This window comes from Nonomuraea insulae (assembly GCF_042656245.1).
Map to the genome: position 1 here is coordinate 37,082 of NZ_JBHSPA010000086.1, position 23,269 is coordinate 60,350.

The following is a 23,269-nucleotide window of genomic DNA, read 5'->3' on the forward strand; positions in this document are numbered from 1 at the left end:
TGACCAGAGGCGGCCGGGCCGCCCGCACCGCCACGTCAAGGCTTCCGTCCAGGATGCCGGTCGACATCTCGGCGTCGTCGAACAGCTCCACCAGGGACAGGTCGACGTCGGGAAGTTCCGCTCGCAACCGGCCGAGGGCGTCTCCCAGCGCGCCGTTGATACCCGATCCGGCGAACCCGACGGACCGCTGTACCCGCGGGCGCTGGCCGCGCGCGGGATCGCCGCGGAGTTGCCGGACGCCGACGACCGCGACCTCGTCAACGCGGTCATCTTCAAGGAGCTGGTGAACGGCGTGATCAGCGATGCGTCGCGGCAGGAGTACCTCCGTGTCATCGAACGGCTGGCCGGCCGGGGCTGTGACGCGGTCGCGCTCGTCTGCACCGAGATCCCGTTGCTGATCACGCCCGACGTCTCTCCCCTGCCGACGCTGGATTCGACCCGTCTCCTGGCCCGTGCGGCCTACGACGTCGCCGTTGGCGAGCGGGCGATGCCCGAGTGGCGCGGCGGCCCTCGATGAGCCGGAGACACCATGGAACGGAGCGGGACTCGTCCTGACGGTTGAGAGCTCTGCGAGGCTCTGGGTCATCGGTAGCGGGATTTGCGGCGGGCTGCGCGTATGCGGCTGAGGATGCGGGTGGTGACCTGTGGCCCCGGTTGCCAGCCGCGTTCGATCAAGGCGTTGGCCACGTGGTGGAGGAGGTCGGCGGTTTGGGCGGGGATGACGTCTCTCCGGACGGCGATCACTCGCCAGCCTCGCCGCCGTAGCTCCTCCCGGCGGTCGGCGTCGTGTTGCTGGTCGGCGGCCGAGGTGTGGTGTTCCTGCCCGTCGTACTCCACCGCGACCTTGAACTCCTCCCAGCCCAGGTCCAGATAGGCGAAGCGGTCCTTTCCCAGTTGCACCCTGACCTGGGTGGCGGGCCGGGGGAGGCCGCCTTCCACCAGGATGACCCTGAGCCAGCTCTCTCGGGGCGAGGCGGCTCCCCGGTCGGCGAGGCTGAGGGTCTCGCGCAGTCGCCACGAGTTGAGAGGGCGATACCAGAGGGCTTCCAGATCTACGCCTCTGCGGGCGAACTGGTCGAGGATGGCCACCGCGTCCATGCGGGGCAGCCAGCGGGCGCAGTCGAGGGCCGTGCGTTCCATGGTGGTGATCCGGACGCCCTGGTGCTGCGTGATGTCCTCATCGGGCAGAGGCACCACGTACGTGACGCTGTCGGGGATCGCGAGGTGGCTGGGGGCGGCCAGCTCTACCGGCCAGTCGGCCTCCGGGGTGGGGAGGATGCGCAGGCCCCAGATGTACGCGGCTGTCCGGCGGCAGGCGACGGCCTGTGGCGCGGCACGGGTGATGCGTCCGGCGCGCTGGATCAGGGACAGGGCGACGGTGTCCGCACGTCCAGGTCCGGGATCGGCTCCTGGCTGGGGTGCTGATGCCGCCGGTGTGGGGGTTGCGGACGCGCCCCCTCCTCGGTTGCTCGGGTCGCGAGCATCGGGAAACGCGGTGAACTCCAGGAAGGTGACCGGCGATGAGGGTGTGGCGAGGGGTGGGTTCATAGCCGTAAGGATGCTTCGGCAACGCCGTGCGGAGGCGTGCCGAACGGGGTTCTGTGGACGGGGATGGGATATCCACAGGTCGGCACGCCCCAGGCAGAGGACACGGCCCGAACGACACGCGCCCACCGAACTCAGCCCAGGCAGCATGGGCAAGGGGACGCCGAGGCGGCCGCCTACGCCATGATGACCGGCCGCCAGTCGGCGATCTCGTGATACCGCCGCAGCTCAGCGAGCCCCGACAGGAACCCGCCCCACGCCGCGACAGGCGGCCGCTCCGCGTCGAACCCGCTCTGCACCATCGTCAGCCGCGTCTTCCCCTCGGACCCCTCGAGCTCCCACGTCCCGACCCCCGGCGCGCCCCAGTCGACGGAGAGCCGGCGACCGGGCTCCAGGTCCAGCACCTTCGCGGGGTCGGGGTTGCTCTCGAAGCCGCCCATCGCGAAGCGCCCGCCCACGAAGGGCTCGATCTCGATCGGGTAGCCGAACCACTTGGTCACCTCCTCCGAGGAGGTGAGCGACTCGAAGACCCGCGACGGGGACGCGTCGATCGAGACCTCGACCCGCATCTCCGGCGAGGTGAAGTCCTGCATCGGCGTCGGCTCGCGCCCCTCCAGGTGCTCGGCGAGGATGGTCAGCACCTGGCCCCAGTACGTCTGCAGCACCCCCCGGATGCTCTTGCCCGTGATGACGTCCTCGAAGTCGAAGTGCGTCTGCGACAGGGTCACGATCGTCCGATCGTCCCCGTCCTCCTCCAGCACCAGTTCGACGGTCGTCTCCTCACCGTCGAGCAGCCAGGAGAAGCGCAGCGTGCGCTCGTCCGCGTGCAGCAGCCGCTGGTGCGGCGCGTCCCCCTCCGGCGTCGTACGCCCCCAGAACCCGAACCGGTCCGGCGCCTCCATCTCCACGTGCTCGGCCAGCCAGACGCGCATGGAGCCGGGATCGGTCAGCGCGTTGCTCACCTCCTTGACCGGCGCGGAAACTCGGGCGCGGATGATCATGGGCTCAGTCATGGTCTCGTTCTCCTCTATGATCTGGGCCGGACTTCGGGTAACAGGCGACGGCCAGCCTGAAGGCGTCGCCCTCCGCCCCTCCATACCGGGTGAAAAGGTCCTTCAACGTGCATTGCAGCTCGTTGAGGAACTCCTGCCGGTTTTCCGGACGTACATGGATCTCCCCGGACAGTCCGATGGACGGCAGCTCAGATACGGTCTTGTCGAGCGCCGCGATGTCCTCCTGGACCTCCTCCATGAGATCGAGCAGGTAGCCGAGGCTCAGCTCATCGCGGACCTTGCGCAGCCCGATCCGGCCGACGAGCCGGGGCGACAGCCAGTACGACCGCGCCCCCGCCTGGTAGATGCCCTCATGGATCCCGCGAACCTTGCGCTCGGACACCTGGTCGGCCAGCCCGGCCTCGACCAGCCGCTTGACGTGGTAGTAGACCCGCTGCGGCGTCTGCCCGAGCCGTTCGGCGACCTCTGAGCACGTGCGGGGCTCGGCCAGTTGCCGCAGCACCTCCACGCGCTGCGGCTTGAGCAGCACCTCGGCCTGCTCTATCTCTTCCAGGTACAGGACGTCTCTCATCGCAAAGCCCAGCTTTTACATAAAAACCAATTTTGTCAATGGTGCCGCGCGCACCACGGAACCCGGCCGGCGTTTCGCTCCGTAACGGCGGCGCGCCACTGACCGGTCAGAGGCCGTTCCCCTGGACAGGGTTAAGCCGGCGTCGGCGTCTGGCCGACCACGGCAGCGCGTAAGGGAAGGAAAAGATCTAAGGCCAGGAGCTGTCGTCCGGGTCGGCGCCGTCGGTGAGGAGTCGCAGGTCGGAGTCGACCATCATGGCGACCAGCTCGTCGAACGACACCTGTGGCTCCCACCCGAGCTGCACCCGCGCCTTCTTCGGGTCCGCGCACAGCAGGTCCACCTCGGCCGGCCGGTGCAGCGTCTGGTCGGTCACCACGTACCGCTCCCAGTCCAGGCCCGCGGCGTTGAAGGCGGCCTCCACCAGCTCCCTGACGGACTTCATCCGCCCGGTGCCGATCACGTAGTCCTCGGGGTCGGCGGCCCGCACCATCAGGTGCATGGCCTTGACGTAGTCGCCGGCGAACCCCCAGTCGCGCCGCGCCTCCAGGTTGCCCAGCCGCAGCTCCGTGGCCAGTCCCAGCTTGATCCTGGCCACCCCGAGCGACACCTTCCTGGTGACGAACTCGGCTCCGCGGCGCGGCGACTCGTGGTTGAACAGGATCCCGGACACGGCGTACATCCCGTACGACTCGCGATAGTTCTGCGTGAGGAAGTGCCCGTAGGCCTTGGCCACCCCGTACGGCGAGCGCGGGTGGAAGGAGGTGCTCTCGGTCTGCGGCGTCTCGCTGACCTGCCCGAACATCTCAGAGGACGAAGCCTGATAAAAGCGGATCTGGCCGCCGCTCCCACCCCGCGACACGCCCGAGCACACGCGAATGGCCTCAAGCATCCGCAAGACGCCCATTCCGGTCACCTCGGCCGTGAGCTCGGCCTGCTCCCACGACATCGGCACGAACGAGATCGCCCCGAGGTTGTACACCTCATCCGGCTGAACCCGTTCCACCGCCGAGATCAGTGACCCCTGATCCAGCAGATCACCCCGCACCACCTGAACGTCGGCGAGCAGCCGGCGCATCCGGGCCACCCGCGGGTTCGCCTGCCCTCGGGCCAGCCCCCACACCTCGTACCCCTGCTCCAGCAGGTGCTCCGCCAGATAGGAACCGTCCTGGCCGGTGATGCCGGTGATCAGAGCGCGCCTGGCCAAGGGGTCCTCCAACGATCGCCTACCCGATCCCTCTGGGACGGGAATGTACAGCTAAGCACCTCGATGAGGCATCGCGCTGCATAGAACACGTTCCACCGAACCACGCTCGGTTACAGCAACGTCGCAGTTCGCACCACTTGTGGCGGCCATTGTGAACAATTCCACCCGACCTACCGAATGGTAGCCTTCTCGGACTAAGGTCATCTTTCACGGTACACGCCCGTCTCTGGGCCCTACCGGCGGAGAAAGGGGTGTCCGTGCGGGATCGAACGCTGCGGATCGCGCTTCTGTCCTACCGCAGCAAGCCGACCTGTGGTGGCCAGGGTGTCTATCTCCGCCATCTGAGCCGTGAGCTGGTCGCGCTCGGACACCACGTCGAGGTGTTCTCCGGTCAGCCCTATCCGGAACTGGACGAGGGCGTCATCCTGCGCGAGGTGCCCAGCCTCGACCTCTACCGCGACGAAGACCCGTTCAGAACCCCCAAGCTGCACGAATACCGCGACTGGATCGACTGGCTCGAAGTCGGCACGATGTGGACCGCCGGCTTCCCGGAGCCGCTGACGTTCACGCTGCGGGCCCACCGCGAGCTGAAGAAGCGGATCGGCGACTTCGACGTCGTCCAGGACAACCAGACCCTCGGGTACGGCCTGCTCGGCATCCAGAAGCTGTTCCCCGTGGTCGGCACCATCCACCACCCGATCAGCGTCGACCGCCGCATCGAGCTCGAAGCCGCCAAGGGCGCGAAGAGGCTGAGCATGCGCCGCTGGTACGGCTTCGTGAAGATGCAGTCCCGCGTCGCCCCACGGCTGAGCCCGATCCTGACCGTCAGCGAGTCCTCGCTGGCCGACATCCACCGCGACTTCAACGTCCCCCAGGCCAACATGCGCCTGATCCCGCTCGGCGTGGACACCCGCTACTTCCACCCGCGCCAGGACAAGCCCAGGCGCAAGGGCTCGATCGTGGCCGTGGCCAGCGCCGACTCGCCCATGAAGGGCGTCGCGACGCTGCTGAGGGCCGTCGCCAAGCTGGCCACCGAGCGCGACGTGCATCTCACCGTCGTCAGCAAGCCCACCCCCGGCGGCCCGACCGAGCAGCTCGTCCAGGAGCTCTCGCTCCAGGAACGGGTGCGCTTCGTGCACGGCATCTCCGACGACGAGCTGGGCGAGCTGATCGCCACCTCGGAGATCTCGGTCGTGCCCTCCCTGTACGAGGGCTTCTCCCTCCCCGCCGTCGAGCACATGGCCTGCGGCACACCCCTGGTCGCCAGCCGTACCGGCGCCCTGCCCGAGGTCGTCGGCGACGCGGCCGTCCAGGTGCCGCCCGGCGACTCCGAGGAGCTGGCCGCGGCCCTGCGCCGCCTGCACGACTCACCCGAGGAGCGCGAGCGGGTGGGCCAGGCCGGCTACGACCGGGTCATGGAGCGTTACACCTGGCACGTCGTGGCCAGGAAAACCGTCGAGGCCTACCACGAGGCCATCGAGAACCACAAAAGGAAAGGCTGACCAGTGCTGACCGTGGACTTCGCCCGCCTGCCCGTGGGCCCCGGCGTACGCGTGCTCGACCTGGGCTGCGGCGGCGGCAGGCACGCGTTCGAGGTGCTGCGCCGGGGGGCGGACGTGATCGCGTTCGACATGGACCAGTCGGAGCTGGACGGCGTGGCGGCCATGTTCGTGGCCATGGACAAGGCGGGCGAGGTGCCCGAGGGCGCCACCGGGGAGATCGTTCAGGGCACCGCGCTGGAGATGCCGTTCGAGGACGGCACCTTCGACCGGATCATCGCGGCCGAGGTGCTGGAGCACATCCCCGAGGACATGGCGGCCATGCGGGAGATCTTCCGCGTGCTCAAGCCCGGCGGCACCGCCGCGATCACCGTGCCGAGCTTCCTGCCCGAGCGCATCTGCTGGGCGCTGGACGAGGACTACCACACGGCCCCCGGCGGGCACGTACGCATCTACACGCTGGCCGAGCTGTCGGCCAAGCTGAAGTCCACCGGGTTCGAGATCGGCCCGCACCACCACGCCCACGGCCTGCACGCGCCCTACTGGTGGATCAAGTGCGCGGTGGGCGTCAACAACGACGAGCACCCGCTCGCGAAGGCGTACCACGAGCTGCTGGTCTGGGACATCATGAAGCGCCCCGCAGCGACCAGGATCGCCGAGGAACTGCTCAACCCGATCATCGGCAAGAGCGTGGTCCTCTACGTCAAGAAGCCATGATCTCCCGCGAGCAGGCCGTGCGAACGGCTGAGAGCATCGCGGCGATCCAGCAGGACGACGGCGGCGTGCCGTGGCCGGAAGGCCACGTCGACGTGTGGAACCACGTCGAGTGCCTGATGGCGATGTCCGTGGCGGGCCTGCACGAGCCGGTACGCCGGGGCTACGCCTGGCTGGCCCGCCACCAGCGCCCCGAAGGCTCCTGGCCGATGAAGCTGGTCGACGGCGTGCCCACGGAGCCGGGCGGCGAGAGCAACCACGCCGCCTACGTCGCCGTCGGCCTCTGGCACCACCACCTCGTCACCGGCGACCGGCGCTTCACCGAGGAGCACTGGCCGATGGTCAAGGCGGCGCTCGACTACGTGGCGGGGCTGCAGACCGAGCGGGGCGAGATCGTCTGGGAGCGTGACGCGCGGGGCAGGCCCTCGGCGTACGCGCTGCTCACCGGCTGCTCCTCCATCCACCAGAGCCTGCGCTGCGGCGTACGGCTCGCGGACCACCTGGGCGACCCGCAGCCCCACTGGGAACTGGGCGCGGACCGGCTGGCCCACGTGCTGGCGGCCCACCCGGAGGCGTTCGCGGACAAGAGCCGCTTCTCCATGGACTGGTACTACCCGGTGCTCGGCGGCGCGGTCCGTGGGCCGGAGGCGTTCGAGCTGCTGGAGCGCGAGTGGGCCACGTTCGTGGTGCCGGGGCTGGGCATCCGCTGCGTCTCCGACCAGCCGTGGGTCACGGGGGCCGAGACGTGCGAGCTGGTGCTGGCGCTGGACGCGCTCGGCGACAGGGAACGGGCGCTCACCCTGTACGCCGACGTGCAGCACCTGCGGCACGAGGACGGCTCGTACTGGACCGGCTGGCAGTTCGCCAACCGCAGGCACTACCCCCACGAGCGCTCCGGCTACACCGCCGCCGCCGCGGTCCTGGCGGCCGACGCGCTGCTCGGGCTCTCGCCGGGCTCCGGGCTGTTCCGCGACATCGACGGGACCGCCGTTTCCGACCCCGAGGTGTGCGGCTGCGCGGCCGTACGCGTGCCGCCGGGCGAAGAAGGGCTCTGACCCGCACGCAAGGGCTTTTGCCGGTTCTTTGCTGGGGAAATCCGGTGCGCCGCCGATGACCGGCCCAATGGGGTCACTAGCTTCGTGTGTGGCCGTACGAGGCGTCTTCGGGGGAAGCGTGGGCGACACGGGCACAACAACGTTCTTGGACCAGGTCAGGACCGAGCCGACACTCTCACAGCCAAAGGGACTGCGGAGGATTCTGGCCAAGGATCCGCTGGAGTCCGATCTGAGCCGGCGCAGGTTCCGGCTCAGGGGCGGAGCTTCTCGCACGGCCTTCAACAAGGCCGAGAAGTCATATGTCTTCGGCTTCAACGCGGTGATGTCACAAGAAGTAGAGAAGATCGAGGAAATCGCGGATGAGCAGCGGCCCTTCGGCTACGAGGGAGCGGCCGCCGCCTGCACCGTACTCGATCTGCTCACCCTGACTCGGGGCCGGCGCCTTCACGAGCTACTGGCCGGCCCCGCCCAACATCACCGCCACGCCGCCTACCTCGGCGCCGGCCGCGGGTACGCCCTGCTGCGCCTGCGCCCGGTATGGGGCGCGCGCCGGGCGCATCCGCTGCTGCGCTGGCTGGCCGTGGACGGGTTCGGCTTCCAGTGGGGGCTGTCGAAGACCGATCGCATGGTCGGCGAGCGCACGATGCCCGACCTGCTCACCCGGGCGCACTGCGCGGTGTTCGACCAGGGGCTGGGACGGCTGCTCTGGTACCACGACTGCGCCTCCCCCGACGACGCCGCCGCCCGGATCGGTGGATATCCGGCGGCGCGGCGGGCCGACCTGTGGAGCGGGGTGGGGTTCGCGGCGACGTACACCGGCGGGGCCGAGGCCGACGAGTTGTGGTGGCTGACCGAGCACGCGGGGGCGGACGGCTTCCGGGCGTACCTGGCCCAGGGCTGCGCCTTCGCGGTGGCCGCCCGGCTGCGGTCCGGGGAGTTGCCCGACCACGTGGCGCAGGCCGTGCCGATCCTGGCGGGGGCCGAGCCCGAGGAGGCGGCCTCGTGGACGGACCAGGCGCTCATCGCGCTCGGGCACGAGGCGCACACGCACGAGGACTTCCAGAGGTGGCAGTCACAGACCCGCCGCTCCTGGACCCGCCGCCATCGCTACTGACCCGCCCTGACCCGCCCTGACCCGCCCTGACCCGCCCTGACGCTCCCCCCTCAGGCCCGCTCCTCAGATACCCGGGCCGATGCGCTCCAGCACCCGCAGCGACCCCGCCACGGCCGCCTCGGCGAACGCCCCCGACTCCAGCGCCCGCCGATAGACCCGGTACGGCGCCTGCCCCCCGTCGGCCGGATCGGGGAACACGTCATGGAAGACCAGCGCCCCGCCCGTCACCACGTGCGGCGCCCAGCCCTCGTAGTCGCGGGTCACCGGATCGTCGGAGTGACCGCCGTCGATGAACAACATGCCCAGCGGCGCGTTCCAGAGGGCGGCCACCTGATCCGACCTGCCGACGATGGCGATCACCTCGTCCTCAAGGCCGGCCGCCGCGATCGTGGACCTGAACGTCGGCAGCGAGTCCATCTTCCCGAACCGGGGGTCCACCAGCGTCGGGTCATGGTGGGCCCAGCCCGGCTGGATCTCCTCGGAGCCACGGTGATGGTCCACGGTGATGACCACGGAGCCCGTCTGCCGGGCCGCCGCGCCGAGGTAGATGGCCGATTTCCCGCAGTAGGTGCCGATCTCGCAGATCGGGCCGAGCTTGCCGTAGCGGCAGGCCGTCTCGAACAGGGCCAGGCCCTCTTCCAGCGGCATGAAGCCCTTGGCGTGTTTTGCCGCGTAAAGCAGCTCTGACGGCATCGTCATAGGCATGCACCCTAGCCGAACCGAATAACATTCCAGGGACCCTTGCAGGGCCGTTCTGCAACCTGTTCTACTTGGCAGCGTGAATCAGCGCGCTCGCATCGCCATGTCGGACGAGGACGTCACCGCCTTCCTGGAGGGCTCGCGCAAGCTGCAACTGGCCACCATCAACCCCGACGGCACGCCGCACCTGGTGACCATGTTCTACGGCCTGAGCGACGGGGAGATCGCCTTCTGGACCTACGGCAAGGCCCAGAAGACCCGCAACCTGGCCCGCGACCCCAGGGTGAGCTGCCTGATCGAGACCGGCGACGACTACGCCGAGCTGCGCGGCGTCCTGGTGTACGGCAAGGCCCGCCAGGTGGACGACCGCGATCGGGTCCTGGCCATCGGCATGCTGATCGCCCGCAGGATGACCCCGGGCGTACCGGACGAACTGCTTCTCCCGTACGTCGAGAAAACCGGGCTCAAGCGGGTTGCGTACGTCGTCGAGCGCACCAAAGTGGTCTCATGGGATCACAGGAGGCTCTCATGAAGGTCAAGCTGGACGAGCTGGTCTGCGAAGCCAACGCCGTGTGCATGGGGCTCGCGCCGGAGGTGTTCGAGGTGGACGACGACGACCAGCTCCACATCCTGCTTCCGGAACCGCCCCCCGAGATGCGGGACCGCGTCCGCCACGCGGTCAGGTCCTGCCCGAAAGCCGCTCTGTCCCTCGAGGAATAGCCCCCAGGCACGAGGAGGAACCCCATGCGCGCCGCGATTCTGCACGCCGTAGGCAACGACAAGCTCGACATCCGTGACGACGTCACCCTGGCCCCGGTCGGGCCCGCCGACGTACGCGTACGGATCAGGGCCACGGGCGTCTGCCACTCGGACCTGTCGGCCATGACCGGCGTGCTCCCGCAACCCGTGCCACTCATCCTCGGCCACGAGGGCGCGGGTGAGGTGGTCGAGGTGGGCGAACACGTCACCTCGGTCAAACCAGGCGACCACGTCGTCATCAGCTGGCGCCCCGCCTGCCAGGAATGCGACCTGTGCGTGGGCGGCCAGCCGTACCTGTGCCTGAAGTACGTCATCGAGTCCTTCAGCAAGGGCAACTTCCGCCTCGGCGACGGGTCGACCGTGTTCGGGATGGCCGGGTGCGGCACGTGGGCGGAGGAGATCATCGTGCCGTGGCAGGGCGCGATCAAGATCGACGAGGAGCTGTCCTGGGAGGCGGCGGCCCTGATCGGCTGCGGCATCACGACCGGCGTGGGCGCCGTGATCAACACCGCCAAAGTACGCCCGGGCTCCACGGTCGCGGTCATCGGCTGCGGCGGCGTCGGCCTGTCCGTCATCCAGGGCGCCCGCGTCTCCGGCGCCAGGACGATCCTCGCGGTCGACCCCCTGGGCTCCAAGCACGACCTGGCCAGAAAGGTCGGGGCCACGCACGCGGTGACACCGGAGCAGATCCCCGAGGCCCTGAACGAACTCACCGGCGGCACCGGCTTCGACTACGGCTTCGAGGTGGTCGGCAAGGCGGCCACGATCCAGAGCGCCTGGCAGATCACCCGCGCCGGCGGCGACGTCATCGTGGTCGGGGCGGGCGCGATGGACGACATGGTCTCGCTCTCGGCCTTCAACCTGCTGTTCGAGGGCAAGAACCTGCTGTCCAGCCTGTACGGGGAGGCGGACGTGCGGCACGACTTCCCCTACTTCGCCAAGCTCCACAAGGCCGGCCTGCTCGACCTCGAATCCATGATCAGCTCCCGCATCCGCCTGACCGACCTGAACGACGCGGTGACCGCGCTGCGCGGCGGCGAGGTCCTGCGCCAGATCGTCCTCATGGACTGACGTCCGGCGAGCGATCCTCCCCGTCGAAGGGAGGATCGCTCCGCCTTGTCACAGAATCCCCGGGGGTTCCTCGAAATCGGGGTGACATGACGAGGGGCGGGAGCCCCTCGCCCGGGGGTGTGGGGACCGTGCCCCCACAGGACGCGGCCCGAGGCCCATGGGCGCGCAGCGCCCCCGACGACGAGGACCATGCCTTTCGGGGGGCGAGGGATGCGCTGTCTGGAACCTCCTTGCGCGAAGCGCCCATGGGTGGAAGGCCAGGCGTGTGGCCTCCCGAGACCTCTATTCGGTGGCGAAGGCCGCGTCGAAGGACGTGGTCGGTGGGGTGATCGAGTTGAGCTTGCGGATGTAGGCCAGCGCCTCCTCGGCCCCGTCCAGCCGGTCCATCCCCGCGTCCTCCCACTCGATCGAGATCGGCCCTTCGTACCCGATCGAGTTGAGCGCCCGGAAACAGTCCTCCCACGGCACGTCCCCCCGCCCGGTGGAGACGAAGTCCCAGCCCCTGCGCATGTCCGCCCACGGCAGGTGGGAGGACAGGCGGCCCTTGCGGCCGTCCCCGACGCGGACCCGGGTGTCCTTGCAGTCCACGTGGTAGATCCGGTCCTTGAAGTCCAGGATGAAGGCCACCGGGTCCAGGTCCTGCCAGACCATGTGCGACGGGTCCCAGTTCAGGCCGAAGGCGGGGCGGTGGCCGATGGCCTCAAGGGTGCGCACGGTGGTGTGGTAGTCGTAGGCGATCTCGCTCGGGTGGATCTCGTGGGCGAAGCGCACCCCGACCTCGTCGAAGACGTCGAGGATGGGGTTCCAGCGATCGGCGAAGTCCTGGTAGCCGGCCTCCACCATGGACGCGGGCACGGGCGGGAACATGGCCACCGTGTGCCAGATGGAGGAGCCGGTGAAGCCCACCACGGTGTCCACGCCCAGCAGTGCGGCCGCGCGGGCGGTGTTCTTGAGGTCTTCCGCCGCCGCCTGGCGCACCGACTCCGGGTCGCCGGAGCCCCAGATGCGGGCGGGGAGGATGGCCTTGTGGCGTTCGTCGATGGGGTGGTCGCAGACGGCCTGGCCGACGAGGTGGTTGGAGATCGTCCACACCTTCAGGCCGTGCTTGTCGAGCTGGGCGCGCTTCTGCTCCACGTAGGAGGGGTCGGCCACGGCCTGGGCGACGTCGAAGTGGTCGCCCGAGCAGGCGATCTCCAGGCCGTCGTAGCCCCATTCCGCCGCCAGCCGGCACACCTCCTCGAACGGCAGGTCGGCCCACTGTCCGGTGAACAGCGTGACTGGTCTCATCAGTCCTCCACGTCCGTGTAGCGGCTGCCTTCAGCCGCGCTGCGCTCGACGGCCTCCAGCACCCGCTGCACCCGCAGTCCGTCGGCGAACGACGGCGTGGGATCGGCCCCGGTGGCGACCGCTTCCAGGAAGTCATTGATCTCGTGGGTGAAGGTGTGCTCGTAGCCGAGGCCGTGGCCGGGTGGCCACCAGGCGCCCACGTACGGGTGGTCGGGCTCGGTGACGAGGATGCGTTCGAAGCCGCCGCCGTTCGCGCTGAGCCACAGCTCGTTCATGGCCTCGAAGTCGAAGGCCAGGCTGCCGAGCGAGCCGTTGATCTCGATGCGCATCGCGTTCTTGCGCCCGTTGGCGAAGCGGGTGGCCTCGAAGGAGGCCAGCCCGCCGCCGGACAGGCGGCCGATGAACAGGGCGGCGTCGTCCACGGTGACCGTTCCGCGGGCGGAGGAGCCGGTGGCGCCCAGCCCGGCCGACTCGGTCGCCAGCGGACGATCCTTGATGAAGGTCTCCGTCAGCGCCGACACGCCCACCACGTGCTGCCCGGTGATGAACTGGGCGGCGTCCACGATGTGCGAGCCGATGTCGCCGAGCGCGCCGGCCCCGGCCTTGTCCTTCTGCAGCCGCCAGACCAGCGGGAACTCGGGGTCGACGATCCAGTCCTGCAGGTACACGGCGCGTACGTGCCTGACCTCGCCGATCCGCCCCTCCTCGACGTACCGGCGGGCGAGGGCGACCGCCGGCACCCGCCGGTAGTTGAAGGCCACCATGCTCTTGCCCGGCGCCGCGGCGGCCGCCGCCACCATGGCCTCGGCCTCGGCGACGGTGTTGGCCAGCGGTTTCTCGCAGAGCACGTGTTTACCGGCCTGCAACGCGGCGATGGCGATCTCGGCGTGGGAGTCGCCGGGCGTGCAGATGTCGACGATCTGCACGTCGTCGCGCTTGACCACCTCTCTCCAGTCGGTCTCGACGGCGGCCCAGCCGAGTTTCGCGGCGGCGGCCTCGGTGTGCTCCTTCGACCGGCCGGCGAGCACGGCCATGCGTGGCGCCAGTGGCAGATCGAAGAACGCTCCCACGCTCCGCCAGGCTTGGGAGTGGACGCGGCCCATGAAGGCGTAGCCGATCATGCCCACGCCAATGGTGGTTCTGTCTGACATGCAACCCCCGATCGGGATCAGGATTCGAAGCCGAGTGCCAGGTACTTCTCGACGTTCTCCTTGGTAATGGTCTCGGACGCGAGCGTGATCGACTGGGGAACCTGGTTCTCCACCAGATCACTCATGCCCTTCTCCTGTGCTATCAGACGCGCGAGCTTGATCGCGGAGGAGGCCATGGTGGGGCTGTAGGTGACGGTGGCCTGCAAGACGGACGAGCCGGACTGGATCTCCTTCATCGCGTTCAGCGAGCCGGCCCCGCCGACCATGATGAACTCGTTGCGGCTGGCCTCCTTGATCGCGGCCAGCACGCCGACGCCCTGGTCGTCGTCGTGGTTCCAGAGCGCGTCGATCTTCTTGTGCGCCTGGAGCAGCGACGTGGCCACCTCGTTGCCCGTCTCGACCGTGAACTGGGCGTCCTGCTTGGCCGTGACACTGAACCCGTACGTCTTCAGCGCGTCCGCGAACCCCTTGGTGCGGTCCTGCGTCAGCGGCAGCGTGGCGATGCCCTGGATCTCGACGATCACGGGGTTCGACACGTTCTTGTTCTTGAGCTGCGTGCCGATGTAGTGCCCGGCGGCCACGCCCATGCCGTAGTTGTCACCGCCGATCCAGGTCCGGTAGGCGAGCTTGTCGGGGAAGATGCGGTCGAGGTTGATCACCGGGATGCCGGCCGCGGTGGCCTGCAGCGCGACCTGGTTGAGCTGCTGGCCGTCGTTGGGCAGGATCACCAGCGCGTTCACCTTGGCCGCGATGAGCGTCTCCACCGCGGAGATCTGCTGGTTGATGTCGTTCGTCGGCTCGACGGGCTTGAATTCGATGTCGGTGTACTGCTTGGCGGCGCTCTCCGCGTTCTTGGCGATGGCCGCGATCCAGCCGTGGTCGGCGGCGGGGGCTGAGAAGCCGATCACCACCTTGTTACCAGGCTGGTCGTTGCCTCCCGTCGGGGCTGGAGCCGGGGCCGCGCTGGTCGGCGCGGCCGCGGGCTCGTTGCTGGTGCAGCCCGCCGCCAGAAGAACGGCTCCGCCGACGAGGAATCCCCTGCGCGCGACGTTGTCACTCATGGTGCTCTCTCCTTCAGGTTCCGCCGCTGGAGAAGGACGGCGACGACGATGATCAGGCCCTTGGCGATCAGCTGGTCGCTGGTGTTGAGCCCGTTGAGAATGAAAAGGTTGGTGATCAGGGTGAAGATCAGCAGGCCCAGGATCGAGCCGATGATCGTGCCCCGGCCCCCGGTGAGCAGCGTGCCGCCGATGATCACGGCGGCGATGGCGTCAAGCTCGTACAGGTCGCCGTGGGTGGACGAGCCCGTCGTCGTACGCGCCATGATGAGGATGGCGGCGATGCCGCAGCACAGCCCGGACAGCGCGTACAACAACATCGTGTGCCTGCGCACGTCGATGCCGGCCAGCCGGGCCGCCTCGGGGTTTCCGCCCACCGCGTAGGTGCGCCGCCCGAAGGTCGTTCGGTTGAGCAGGATCCACCCCAGTACCACGACCAGGGCGAAGATGTAGACCAGCAGCGGGATGCCGGCCAGGCGCGTGGTCGACAGATCCACGATGGTGGAGTTGTCGGCCCCGATGAGCTGGGTCTTGCGGTCGGACATGCGCTGCGCCAGCCCGCGCGCGGCCACCAGCATGGCCAGCGTGGCGATGAACGGCACCATCCGCCCGTACGCGATCAGCCACCCGCTGACCAGCCCCGCCCCCGTGCCGACGAGGACGGCGCAGACCGCCATCACCACCGGCCCGTAGGACTGCGTGGCCAGCGTCGTCGCCCACACGCTCGCCAGGGCCATCACGGCGCCCACCGACAGGTCGATGCCGCCGCCGATGATCACGAACGTGGCCCCGACCGTGATCACGCCGATCGTGGCGGCCAGGGACAGGATGCTGACCAGGTTGGAGGCGGTGGCGAAGTTCTCTGGGCGGGTCACCAGGCCGACGACGATCAGTATCGCCAGCGCCCCGAGCAGGCCGAGATGCCGCAGTTCGCTGACCCCGCGGATCGACGGCAGAGCCGGCGCGGCCGTGTTCCCCTTCGTTGTGGGCTCTCCCATCACGCCGCCTTCCCATTCATGATCATGTCCAGTACACGGTGCTCGTCCAGACCGGCCGCCTCTCCCTCGTGGATGACCGTGCCTTCGCGCAGGACCAGCACCCGGTCGGCCAGGCCCAGCACCTCCGGCACCTCGCTGGAGACCAGCAGCACGCCGATGCCCTGCTTGGCCAGGTCGTGGATCACCGCGTACAGCTCGGCCCTGGCCCCCACGTCGACGCCCCTGGTGGGCTCGTCGAGCAGGAGCAGCTTGCGCCCGCCGAGCAGCCAGCGAGCCAGCACGGCCTTCTGCTGGTTGCCGCCCGACAGGGTCCTGATCGGGCGGTCCGGATCGGGGGGCCGGATGTCCAGCATCTCCGCCAGGCGCCTGGCCTCGCTGCGTTCGCGCTTGCGGTCGATCCAGCCGAACCTGGCGAAACCCGGCAGGCTGCCGAGCGTGATGTTGGCGGTGACGCTCTGGTCGAGGAGCAGGGCCTGGGCCTTGCGTTCCTCGGGGGCCAGGCCCATGCCGTGCTTGACGGTGCCGACGACGCCGTGGCGTACCGGGCGACCGTCGAGCAGGACGCGGCCGGTGGCGGGGCGGGCGCCGTAGACGGCTTCGAGGATCTCCGAGCGGCCCGAGCCGACGAGCCCGGCCAGCCCGACGATCTCGCCTGCCCCCACGGAGAAGGAGACGTCGGCGAACACGCCCGGCGAGGTCAGGTTCTCGACGCGGAGCACCTCTTCACCCGGCGGGCGCTCGCCTCTGGGCGGGAAGACGTACTCGACGTTCCTGCCCGTCATGAGGGAGACGATCTGCGTGGTCGGCGTGTCGCGGGCGGGCAGGCCGACGGCGACCGTGCGGCCGTCCTTCAGCACCGTGACCCGGTCGCCGATCTCGCGGATCTCCTCCAGACGGTGGGAGATGTAGACCACGGCCACACCCTGGGCGGTGAGCTCGCGGATGATGCGGAAGAGGTTGGCCACCTCGTCGTGGGCGAGGGCGGCCGACGGCTCGTCCATGATGATCAGGCGCGCGTCGTGCGAGAGCGCGCGGGCCATCGAGACGACCTGCTTGGCCGCCGGCGACAACCGCCCGACCTCGGCCGACGGGCGGATCTCCGGGTGGCCCAGGCGTTCGAGCACCTCGCGGGCGGCGCGCCGGCCGGCCGGCCGGTTCACGAAGCCGAGGCGGGCGTGTTCGTGGCCGAGGAAGATGTTCTCGGCCACGCTGAGCCCGTCCACGAGGTCGAGTTCCTGGTAGATGGTGGCGAAACCGAGCTTGATGGCGTCGATGGGGCTGCCGGGGCGCACTTCTGCCCCGTTGAAGGTGATCGTGCCCTCGTCCGGCTGGTGTGCTCCGGCCAGGACCTTGATCAGAGTGGATTTGCCGGCGCCGTTCTGGCCGAGCAGGCAGTGCACCTCGCCCGCCCGTACGTCGAGATCGACCCCGTCCAGCGCGCGCACGCCGGGGAACTGCTTGACGATGCCCTTCATGACCAGCATCGGAAGTCCCTTTCAGGCGTTGACTATGCGGTTGATGTTGTCCGGTGACAGGTAGTGCTCAATGGCGAGGATCCCGGCGCCGAGAGCGGCGGCGTTGATCCCCGTACGGCTGGGGGTGATCGACAGATGGTGGGTGGCCAGCGGCAGCGATCTTCGGTAGACCGTCTCCCTGATCCCGGCCAGCAGATGCTCGTGCACCCGCGACAACGCGCCGCCGATGACGATGACTTCGGGGTTGAAGAAGTTGACCAGGCTGGCCAGCACCTCGCCGATGAGCCGGCCCGCCTCCCTGACCAGGCGTAGCGCCTGGGTGTTGCCCGACTGTACGAGCGCCACGACGTCGGCGCCCGACTCGGCGGGCAGTCCCAGCTCGGTCAGCCGCCGCGCGATCGCGGCCCCGCCGGCCACGGCCTCCAGGCAGGCGCTGTTGCCGCACCGGCAGCCGGCGTCGTCGTGGCCGCTGACCCGGATGTGCCCGATGTCACCGGCCGAGCCCTGGGCGCCCCTGTGCAGCGTGCCCTCGGCCATGATGCCGCAGCCGATTCCGGTGCCGACCTTGACGAACAGCAGGTGGCTGGTGCCGCCGAAGGCGTTGCGGTGCTCGCCCAGCGCCATCACGTTGACGTCGTTGTCCACCAGGACCTCGACGCCCTCGAAGTATTCGGGGATGGGGTAGTCGTTCCAGCCCGGCATGATCGGCGGGTTGTTCGGCCGCCCCGTCGCGAACTCCACCGGTCCCGGCACGCCGATCCCGAGGGCCCGCAGCGCCGTTCGGGGTCGTCCGACCCGGTCGAGGAGCTGGTCGAGCCGCTGGTCCACGTGGGCGAGCACCTTGTCGGGGCCCTCCCCGATCAGCAGCCCGTCCTCACACTCGGCCAGCACGTTGCCGGAGATGTCCATCAACGCGACCCGGCAGTGCGTGGCGCCCAGGTCCACGCCGGCGAAGGCGTGCTCCTCGGTGTGCAGGCGGAGCTGACGCGGGGGGCGGCCGCCGGTCGACTCGCCGCTCTCGGTCTCCTCGACCAGCCCACGCTCGATCAGCGCGTCCACGCGCTGGGAGATCGTGGACCTGGCCAGGCCGGTCAGCCTCGCCAGATCGGAACGGGTCGTCGCGGAGCCCGCGCTGATGAGCGTCAGCACGTCGCCGGCAGAGCCCGGCTGGGGGGTCATGTCCGCGACAATAAGATCACCGATGCGGCAAATCAAGAGTGAGGATCGACCAAACTCCCCCAACTTCCGCCGAAGATCGAACAAAGCCTATTTTGTGCTTAGATTTCCCGACATTTCGGCGCTTTCCGCTGCCTCGGGAGCCTGGCTTGATTCGTCGCGTCCTCCGCGTCGCCCTGCTGATCGCGATCGTCGCCGTTCCGCTGTGGTGGGGGTACGGTCTGCTCAACCCTCAGACCGACCGGGCTCTGCGCGCCCAGCGCCCGGCCTGGACGCGCTGCCCGGGCAGCCTCGACATGGAATGCGCGAGCGTCAAGGTGCCGCTCGACCACCACGCCCCCGAGGAGGACACCATCGACCTGGCACTCGCCAGGTTGCCCGCTCGCCATCCCGACCAGCGGATCGGCTCTCTCGTGCTGAACTTCGGCGGCCCCGGGGTCTCGGGCGTCTCGACGTTCCTCGCCGACCCTGAGCCGTTCAACACCTTGCGCTCCCGGTACGACATCGTCACCTTCGACCCGCGCGGCGTCGGCAAGAGCACCCCGCTGAACTGCCGCTCCAATGGCCGGCCGCCGCCCTACCTCGCCGTGGACCAGACCCCGGACACCCCACCCGAGCTGGCGGCCCTGGTCAAGGCCAGGAACGAGTACGCCGCCGCGTGCGTACGCCAGGGAGGCGCGCTGCTGCCAAACCTCACCACCGAGGCGACCGCCCGCGACCTGGATCTCCTGCGCTCGGTACTGGGAGAGAACCGGCTGTCCTTCCTCGGCTACTCCTACGGCGGCGGTCTCGGAGCGGATTACGCCCAGCTCTATCCAGGCAGGGTCGGGCGCATGGTTCTGGACGCCCCGAGCGCCAGTGCCGGCGGCGGGCCGACGGACCTCGACGCCGGCTACGCCTCCGACGAGGGGATCAAGGCGTTCGTCGTGGACTGCGTCAAACGGAAGGACTGTCCTTTGGGCCGGGACGTGGACCTGGCGCTCGACCACCTGAAGGATCTCGTCCAGAATCGCGACGGGCTGCCCATCGAGGTCACCGGCGGCACGCTCGGCGACGCCCTCGCCGCCCAGGGCGTCTTCGAGTCGTTGTACTCCACGGACTTCTGGCCCGACCTGCGCCGCGCACTGGCCGACGCCCTCGACGGCGACGGACAGGCGCTCTACGACGCGGCCATGGAGTACGAGGAGCCCGCGGGCTATTCCAGAGACGCCGCCACCGCGATCAGCTGCAACGACACCTCTTCACGCCCGGAGCCCGAGAACATCATGGAACAGGCCAGGATCGCCCGCGAGAACGCGCCGATCTCCGGCTCGTGGCAGATCTGGGGCTCCATCCAGTGCCAGGGCTGGGACACGGTCGCCGGCTCGATGTGGTGGGGAGATCCTCCGCCTCAGCTCACACCCATCATGATCGTGGGCACGGTCGGCGACCCTGTCGTCCCCTACGAGGACGTGAAGAACCTCAGGTCCACGCTCTCCGGTTCGGTCATGGTGACCCTGCAGGGCAACTCGCACACGGCCTACCGGGCCGGGGATCGATGCGTCAACGACACCGTGGAGGCGTTCCTGCTGGACGGTGTGGTCCCCGGCGCCGACGTGGAGTGCCCGGCGGCGGGGACCGGCGAACGCTAGAGCATCGCCTTCATCGAGTCGCCGGCGGTCAGCACGTACGGCTGCTCGGCCATCACCGACTCCCAGTTGCCCGCGATCGTCTCGGGCGTGAGGTCGTCGTCCTTCCACCCGGGCCCCTCGGCCACGAACACCCGCGCCACCCGGCCGCCACCGACGGTGAAGACCTCCCCGCTGGCCTCGCACGACTCGTGCACGAGGTAGGCCACCAGCGCGCTGACCCGCTCCGGGGTGAACTTGGCCTCGAACTCGGCCGGCAGCAGCGACTCGGTCATCCGGGTCCAGGCCACGGGCGCGATCGCGTTGGCCTTGATGCCGTTGCGCGCCCCCTCGATCCCGAGCGTCTTGGTCAGCCCCACCAGGCCCATCTTGGCGGTGGAGTAGTTGGCCTGCCCGAAATTGCCGAACAGCCCGGCCGGGCTGGAGGTGTTGACGATGCGCCCGTAGCCGGCCGCCTTCATCAGCGGGTAGGCGGCCTGGCTGACGAGATAGGAGCCGCGCACGTGCACGGCCAGCACCCCGTCGAAGTCCTCGACCGTCATCTTCCCGAACGACTTGTCGCGCAGGATGCCGGCGTTGTTGACGACGATGTCGACCTTCCCGAACGCGTCCACCGCCGCCTGGACCACGGCCCTGGCCCCCTCGGGCCTGGCGATGTCGTCGGTGCTGGCCACGGCCTGGCCGCCGTTCTTCGTGATGAGATCGACGACGTCGGCGGCGGGCCCGGCCGAGGCGCCGGTGCCGTCGAGGGCGCCTCCGAGGTCGTTGACGACGACCTTGGCGCCCCGCTCGGCCAGCAGGAGCGCGTGCGACCTGCCGAGACCGTGCCCCGCCCCTGTGATGATCGCGACCCTGTCATCGAACCGAAGCATCGAACCTCCCACGCAGGAGAACAACATTCTAGTACGAGTACGATAACCGCACTCAGGCCGCCCGCCACAGATCCGGCTCGCCCTGTTCCCTGACCACGCGCCCCTTCGCCTCCAGCCAGGCCAGGTGAGCCAGGGTCTCGTTGTTGGCCGAGCGCCGCATGAACGGCGGGATCGTCTCCCATGGCCGCGACCACGTCAACCGGGTGGCCACCTCCCAGCAGGCGACCCCGTCGGCCGCGCCCACCACCTGCTCGATCTCCGCCAGCCGCTCGTCGTGGTGCGCCAGCACGGTGTCCACCCGCTCGGCCAGCTCCAGGAACCGGAATTCGTGCGCCGGCAGCACCTCGTCCACCTCGAACTTGCGCACGGCGGCCAGCGAGTCGAGGTAGTCGGCCAGGGGGTTCGGCGCCGACTGGGGGTGCACGGCCACGATGGGCGTGATCTTCGCCAGCACATGGTCGCCGGAAAAAAGCACCCTGCGCTCGGGAGAGAGGAAGCACAGGTGCCCGGGCGAGTGGCCGGGCGTCCAGACGGCCCGCAGGTCCCAGCCGGGCAGGCCCAGGTCGTCGCCGTCCTCGACCAGCCGGTCCGGCTTGGCCATCGAGACCATGTGCCTGATCATCATGGAGGCGCCGGCCAGCTCGTCCAGCGTCAGCGCCGGGACGCCGCAGCGGCGCAGCAGCTCACGTTCGCGATCGACGAGGGAGCCGATGGCCTCGTCGTCGTACCGTTCGCGGACCAGGCGGGCGTCCGCCGGGTGCAGCGCGATCCAGGCGCCGGACATCTCCCGCACGCGCCCGGCGAGTCCGTAATGGTCGGGGTGGATGTGGGTGACGAGCACGCCCTTGACGTCGGTGATCTCGTAACCGGCCACGCCCAGTCCGGCGACGAGCGCGTCGTACGCCTCGTCGGTGTTCCATCCGGCGTCGATGATCGCCACGCCGTCGGGTAGTTCGAGGACATAGACCAGCACGTACCGGAGGGGGTTGATCGGGATCGGCACCGGGACTGACCACAGCCCCGGGCGTACTCGTTCGACGTCGGGAATCGTCCCGCCTACCCACGCCTCCCGCTGTGCCGCGTTCGAGGGTGTCACAACAAATTTCGCCACGCGTCCGAATATAGTTCTGTGTCCGAATCATGTTCTACTAGGGGTCATGAAGCTGAGCCGCGAGATTGCCGACGATGGCCGCTTCGTCCGGCAGCCGAACCGCTTCACGGATCGGCTCGGCCCTCCCGAGCCCGGTCGCTACCGGCTCTACGCGTCCTACGCCTGCCCGTGGGCGCAGCGGGTGCTGATCGTGAGCAGACTCCTGGGCCTGGAAGACCTGCTGGACATCACGATCGTCGACCCCATCCGCGACGAGAAGGGCTGGCGCGTGCCCGGCGGCGACCCGGAATACCTGTCGGAGCTCTACCACGCCACCGACCCCGGCTACGCGGGCCGTTACACCGTCCCCTGCATCTGGGACACCAGGGACAAGCGCATCGTCACCAACGACTTCCCGCAGATCACCCTCGATCTGGAGACGTCATGGGGGACCTCACCCAACCTCTATCCGGAACGCCTGCGCCCCGACATCGACATCATGAACGACCGCCTCTACCACGGCCTCAACAACGCGGTCTACGAGGCGGGCTTCTCCCGTGACCAGCAGGTGTACGAGGAGGCGGTCGCGCGGGTGTTCTCCACCCTCGACTTCCTGGAGGTGCGCCTGGCCGAGTCGGACTACCTCTTCGACACCCTCACCGACAGCGATGTGCGCCTCTACACGACCCTGGCCAGGTTCGACGCCGTCTACTACGCGCACTTCAAGTGTTCGGTCCGCCGGCTGAGCGACTATCCGGCGCTGTGGGCTTACGCGCGCAGGCTCTACGCCATCCCGGCCTTCCACGAGACAACCGACTTCGACCAGATCAAGCGTCATTACTACATCACCCAGACCAACATCAACCCGAGCCGGATCGTGCCGGTAGGACCTGAGCTGGACTGGAGCCGGTAACCGCCGGCATCCGCACGAACAGCAGGGCCGAGGAGAGCATCACCACGGCGGCGACGCCCCAGGCGGCGGACAGACCCGCCTGTGTGGCCAGGACGCCGAGCGTCAGGTTGGCCAGGATCCCGCCGGACTGCAGGGAGAGCGAGCTCGTCGAGGTCACGGTGGTGCGCTCGGCGGCGGTGACCGCCTTGTGCGTCATCTCCAGGCACAGCAGGCCCGTCACCGCGCAGCCGACGAAGAGCACGATGTACGCCAGTCCGGCGCTCACCATCCCCGGCAGGCCGTCCAGCCCGGCCGTCGCGGCCAGCGCGCCCACGGAGAGCGCGGTCAGCGCGGTGCCCGCGATCGCGCCCCTGGCCGAGCCGCCGGCCGGCCGGGCC

The 23,269-nt window shown here is 69.2% G+C and carries 24 protein-coding genes; 10 read left to right on the forward strand and 14 right to left on the reverse strand.

Features of this window, described 5'->3' with window-relative positions; all coding sequences use genetic code 11:
* The coding region (locus ACFPZ3_RS54255; RefSeq protein WP_379522306.1) for an aspartate/glutamate racemase family protein at window positions 1-517 on the forward strand (517 nt) is incomplete at its 5' end.
* Between the two features lie 65 nt (window positions 518-582).
* Here ACFPZ3_RS54255 and ACFPZ3_RS54260 read toward each other — a convergent pair.
* From ACFPZ3_RS54260 to ACFPZ3_RS54275, 4 genes are all read right to left on the reverse strand, one after another.
* A complete protein-coding gene (locus tag ACFPZ3_RS54260) occupies window positions 583-1,548 on the reverse strand; it encodes a DUF559 domain-containing protein (RefSeq protein ID WP_379522307.1) in 966 nt (321 codons plus the stop codon).
* Window positions 1,549-1,721: 173 nt separating this feature from the next.
* On the reverse strand, window positions 1,722-2,558 hold the full coding sequence (locus ACFPZ3_RS54265) for an SRPBCC family protein (RefSeq protein WP_379522308.1): 837 nt from the start codon (window positions 2,556-2,558) through the stop codon (window positions 1,722-1,724).
* Window positions 2,551-3,129 carry a helix-turn-helix domain-containing protein gene (locus ACFPZ3_RS54270; protein WP_379522309.1) on the reverse strand — a complete coding sequence of 193 codons (579 nt, stop codon included), beginning with the start codon at window positions 3,127-3,129 and terminating at the stop codon, window positions 2,551-2,553. The genes ACFPZ3_RS54265 and ACFPZ3_RS54270 overlap by 8 nt, the downstream gene beginning before the upstream one ends.
* Before the next feature lie 187 nt (window positions 3,130-3,316).
* On the reverse strand, window positions 3,317-4,333 hold the full coding sequence (locus ACFPZ3_RS54275; protein WP_379522310.1) for a GDP-mannose 4,6-dehydratase: 1,017 nt from the start codon (window positions 4,331-4,333) through the stop codon (window positions 3,317-3,319).
* Window positions 4,334-4,584: 251 nt separating this feature from the next.
* Here ACFPZ3_RS54275 and ACFPZ3_RS54280 point away from each other — a divergent pair, with 251 nt between their 5' ends.
* The 4 genes from ACFPZ3_RS54280 (at window position 4,585) to ACFPZ3_RS54295 (ending at window position 8,715) form a co-directional block, all read left to right on the forward strand.
* Entirely contained in the window at window positions 4,585-5,835 is a 1,251-nt protein-coding gene (locus tag ACFPZ3_RS54280; RefSeq protein ID WP_379522311.1) for a glycosyltransferase family 4 protein, read from the forward strand.
* 3 nt (window positions 5,836-5,838) lie between these two features.
* Window positions 5,839-6,549, forward strand: coding sequence for a class I SAM-dependent methyltransferase (locus tag ACFPZ3_RS54285; protein WP_379522312.1), 711 nt, complete (start codon window positions 5,839-5,841; stop codon window positions 6,547-6,549).
* Complete coding sequence (locus tag ACFPZ3_RS54290) at window positions 6,546-7,601, forward strand: prenyltransferase (protein WP_379522313.1); 1,056 nt, start codon at window positions 6,546-6,548, stop codon at window positions 7,599-7,601. Before ACFPZ3_RS54285 ends, ACFPZ3_RS54290 begins: the two co-directional genes overlap by 4 nt.
* Before the next feature lie 67 nt (window positions 7,602-7,668).
* Window positions 7,669-8,715: a DUF1702 family protein gene (locus ACFPZ3_RS54295; protein WP_379522314.1), complete on the forward strand. Its 1,047-nt coding sequence runs from the start codon at window positions 7,669-7,671 to the stop codon at window positions 8,713-8,715.
* A gap of 63 nt (window positions 8,716-8,778) precedes the next feature.
* On the opposite strand, the gene ACFPZ3_RS54300 is transcribed toward ACFPZ3_RS54295, so the two are convergent.
* Window positions 8,779-9,408, reverse strand: coding sequence for a class I SAM-dependent methyltransferase (locus ACFPZ3_RS54300; RefSeq protein WP_379522392.1), 630 nt, complete (start codon window positions 9,406-9,408; stop codon window positions 8,779-8,781).
* 85 nt (window positions 9,409-9,493) lie between these two features.
* On the opposite strand from ACFPZ3_RS54300, the gene ACFPZ3_RS54305 reads away from it, so the two are divergent.
* Genes ACFPZ3_RS54305 through ACFPZ3_RS54315 form a run of 3 tightly spaced genes read left to right on the forward strand, consistent with a single transcriptional unit; the run spans window position 9,494 to window position 11,244 of the window.
* On the forward strand, window positions 9,494-9,946 hold the full coding sequence (locus ACFPZ3_RS54305; protein WP_379522315.1) for a pyridoxamine 5'-phosphate oxidase family protein: 453 nt from the start codon (window positions 9,494-9,496) through the stop codon (window positions 9,944-9,946).
* Complete coding sequence (locus tag ACFPZ3_RS54310) at window positions 9,943-10,134, forward strand: ferredoxin (protein ID WP_379522316.1); 192 nt, start codon at window positions 9,943-9,945, stop codon at window positions 10,132-10,134. Before ACFPZ3_RS54305 ends, ACFPZ3_RS54310 begins: the two co-directional genes overlap by 4 nt.
* A gap of 24 nt (window positions 10,135-10,158) precedes the next feature.
* Window positions 10,159-11,244: a Zn-dependent alcohol dehydrogenase gene (locus ACFPZ3_RS54315; RefSeq protein WP_379522317.1), complete on the forward strand. Its 1,086-nt coding sequence runs from the start codon at window positions 10,159-10,161 to the stop codon at window positions 11,242-11,244.
* Between the two features lie 282 nt (window positions 11,245-11,526).
* Here the strand turns inward: ACFPZ3_RS54315 and ACFPZ3_RS54320 are convergent, their stop codons facing one another.
* The 6 genes from ACFPZ3_RS54320 to ACFPZ3_RS54345 are packed head-to-tail and all read right to left on the reverse strand — an operon-like array spanning window position 11,527 to window position 18,392.
* On the reverse strand, window positions 11,527-12,534 hold the full coding sequence (locus tag ACFPZ3_RS54320; RefSeq protein WP_379522393.1) for a sugar phosphate isomerase/epimerase family protein: 1,008 nt from the start codon (window positions 12,532-12,534) through the stop codon (window positions 11,527-11,529).
* Entirely contained in the window at window positions 12,531-13,682 is a 1,152-nt protein-coding gene (locus ACFPZ3_RS54325; protein ID WP_379522318.1) for a Gfo/Idh/MocA family protein, read from the reverse strand. The genes ACFPZ3_RS54320 and ACFPZ3_RS54325 overlap by 4 nt, the downstream gene beginning before the upstream one ends.
* Before the next feature lie 17 nt (window positions 13,683-13,699).
* A complete protein-coding gene (locus ACFPZ3_RS54330; protein WP_379522319.1) occupies window positions 13,700-14,743 on the reverse strand; it encodes a substrate-binding domain-containing protein in 1,044 nt (347 codons plus the stop codon).
* On the reverse strand, window positions 14,740-15,738 hold the full coding sequence (locus ACFPZ3_RS54335; protein ID WP_379522320.1) for an ABC transporter permease: 999 nt from the start codon (window positions 15,736-15,738) through the stop codon (window positions 14,740-14,742). Before ACFPZ3_RS54335 ends, ACFPZ3_RS54330 begins: the two co-directional genes overlap by 4 nt.
* Window positions 15,738-17,222 (reverse strand): sugar ABC transporter ATP-binding protein, encoded by a 1,485-nt coding sequence (locus tag ACFPZ3_RS54340; protein ID WP_379522321.1) that lies wholly within the window; start codon window positions 17,220-17,222, stop codon window positions 15,738-15,740. The genes ACFPZ3_RS54335 and ACFPZ3_RS54340 overlap by 1 nt, the downstream gene beginning before the upstream one ends.
* Window positions 17,223-17,234: 12 nt before the next feature.
* Entirely contained in the window at window positions 17,235-18,392 is a 1,158-nt protein-coding gene (locus tag ACFPZ3_RS54345) for an ROK family transcriptional regulator (RefSeq protein ID WP_379522322.1), read from the reverse strand.
* Window positions 18,393-18,538: 146 nt separating this feature from the next.
* On the opposite strand from ACFPZ3_RS54345, the gene ACFPZ3_RS54350 reads away from it, so the two are divergent.
* Window positions 18,539-20,020: an alpha/beta hydrolase gene (locus tag ACFPZ3_RS54350; RefSeq protein ID WP_379522323.1), complete on the forward strand. Its 1,482-nt coding sequence runs from the start codon at window positions 18,539-18,541 to the stop codon at window positions 20,018-20,020.
* On the opposite strand, the gene ACFPZ3_RS54355 is transcribed toward ACFPZ3_RS54350, so the two are convergent.
* The gene (locus tag ACFPZ3_RS54355) at window positions 20,017-20,889 is read right to left on the reverse strand and encodes an SDR family oxidoreductase (protein WP_379522324.1); all 873 of its coding nucleotides are present in this window, start codon (window positions 20,887-20,889) and stop codon (window positions 20,017-20,019) included. The two genes, ACFPZ3_RS54350 and ACFPZ3_RS54355, sit on opposite strands and share 4 nt — an antisense overlap.
* Before the next feature lie 52 nt (window positions 20,890-20,941).
* On the reverse strand, window positions 20,942-22,000 hold the full coding sequence (locus tag ACFPZ3_RS54360) for an MBL fold metallo-hydrolase (RefSeq protein WP_379522325.1): 1,059 nt from the start codon (window positions 21,998-22,000) through the stop codon (window positions 20,942-20,944).
* Between the two features lie 46 nt (window positions 22,001-22,046).
* On the opposite strand from ACFPZ3_RS54360, the gene ACFPZ3_RS54365 reads away from it, so the two are divergent.
* Window positions 22,047-22,892, forward strand: coding sequence for a glutathione S-transferase family protein (locus tag ACFPZ3_RS54365; RefSeq protein ID WP_379522326.1), 846 nt, complete (start codon window positions 22,047-22,049; stop codon window positions 22,890-22,892).
* Here the strand turns inward: ACFPZ3_RS54365 and ACFPZ3_RS54370 are convergent.
* Window positions 22,840-23,269: hypothetical protein (locus tag ACFPZ3_RS54370; RefSeq protein WP_379522327.1), on the reverse strand; the 430-nt coding region annotated here is incomplete at its 5' end. The two genes, ACFPZ3_RS54365 and ACFPZ3_RS54370, sit on opposite strands and share 53 nt — an antisense overlap.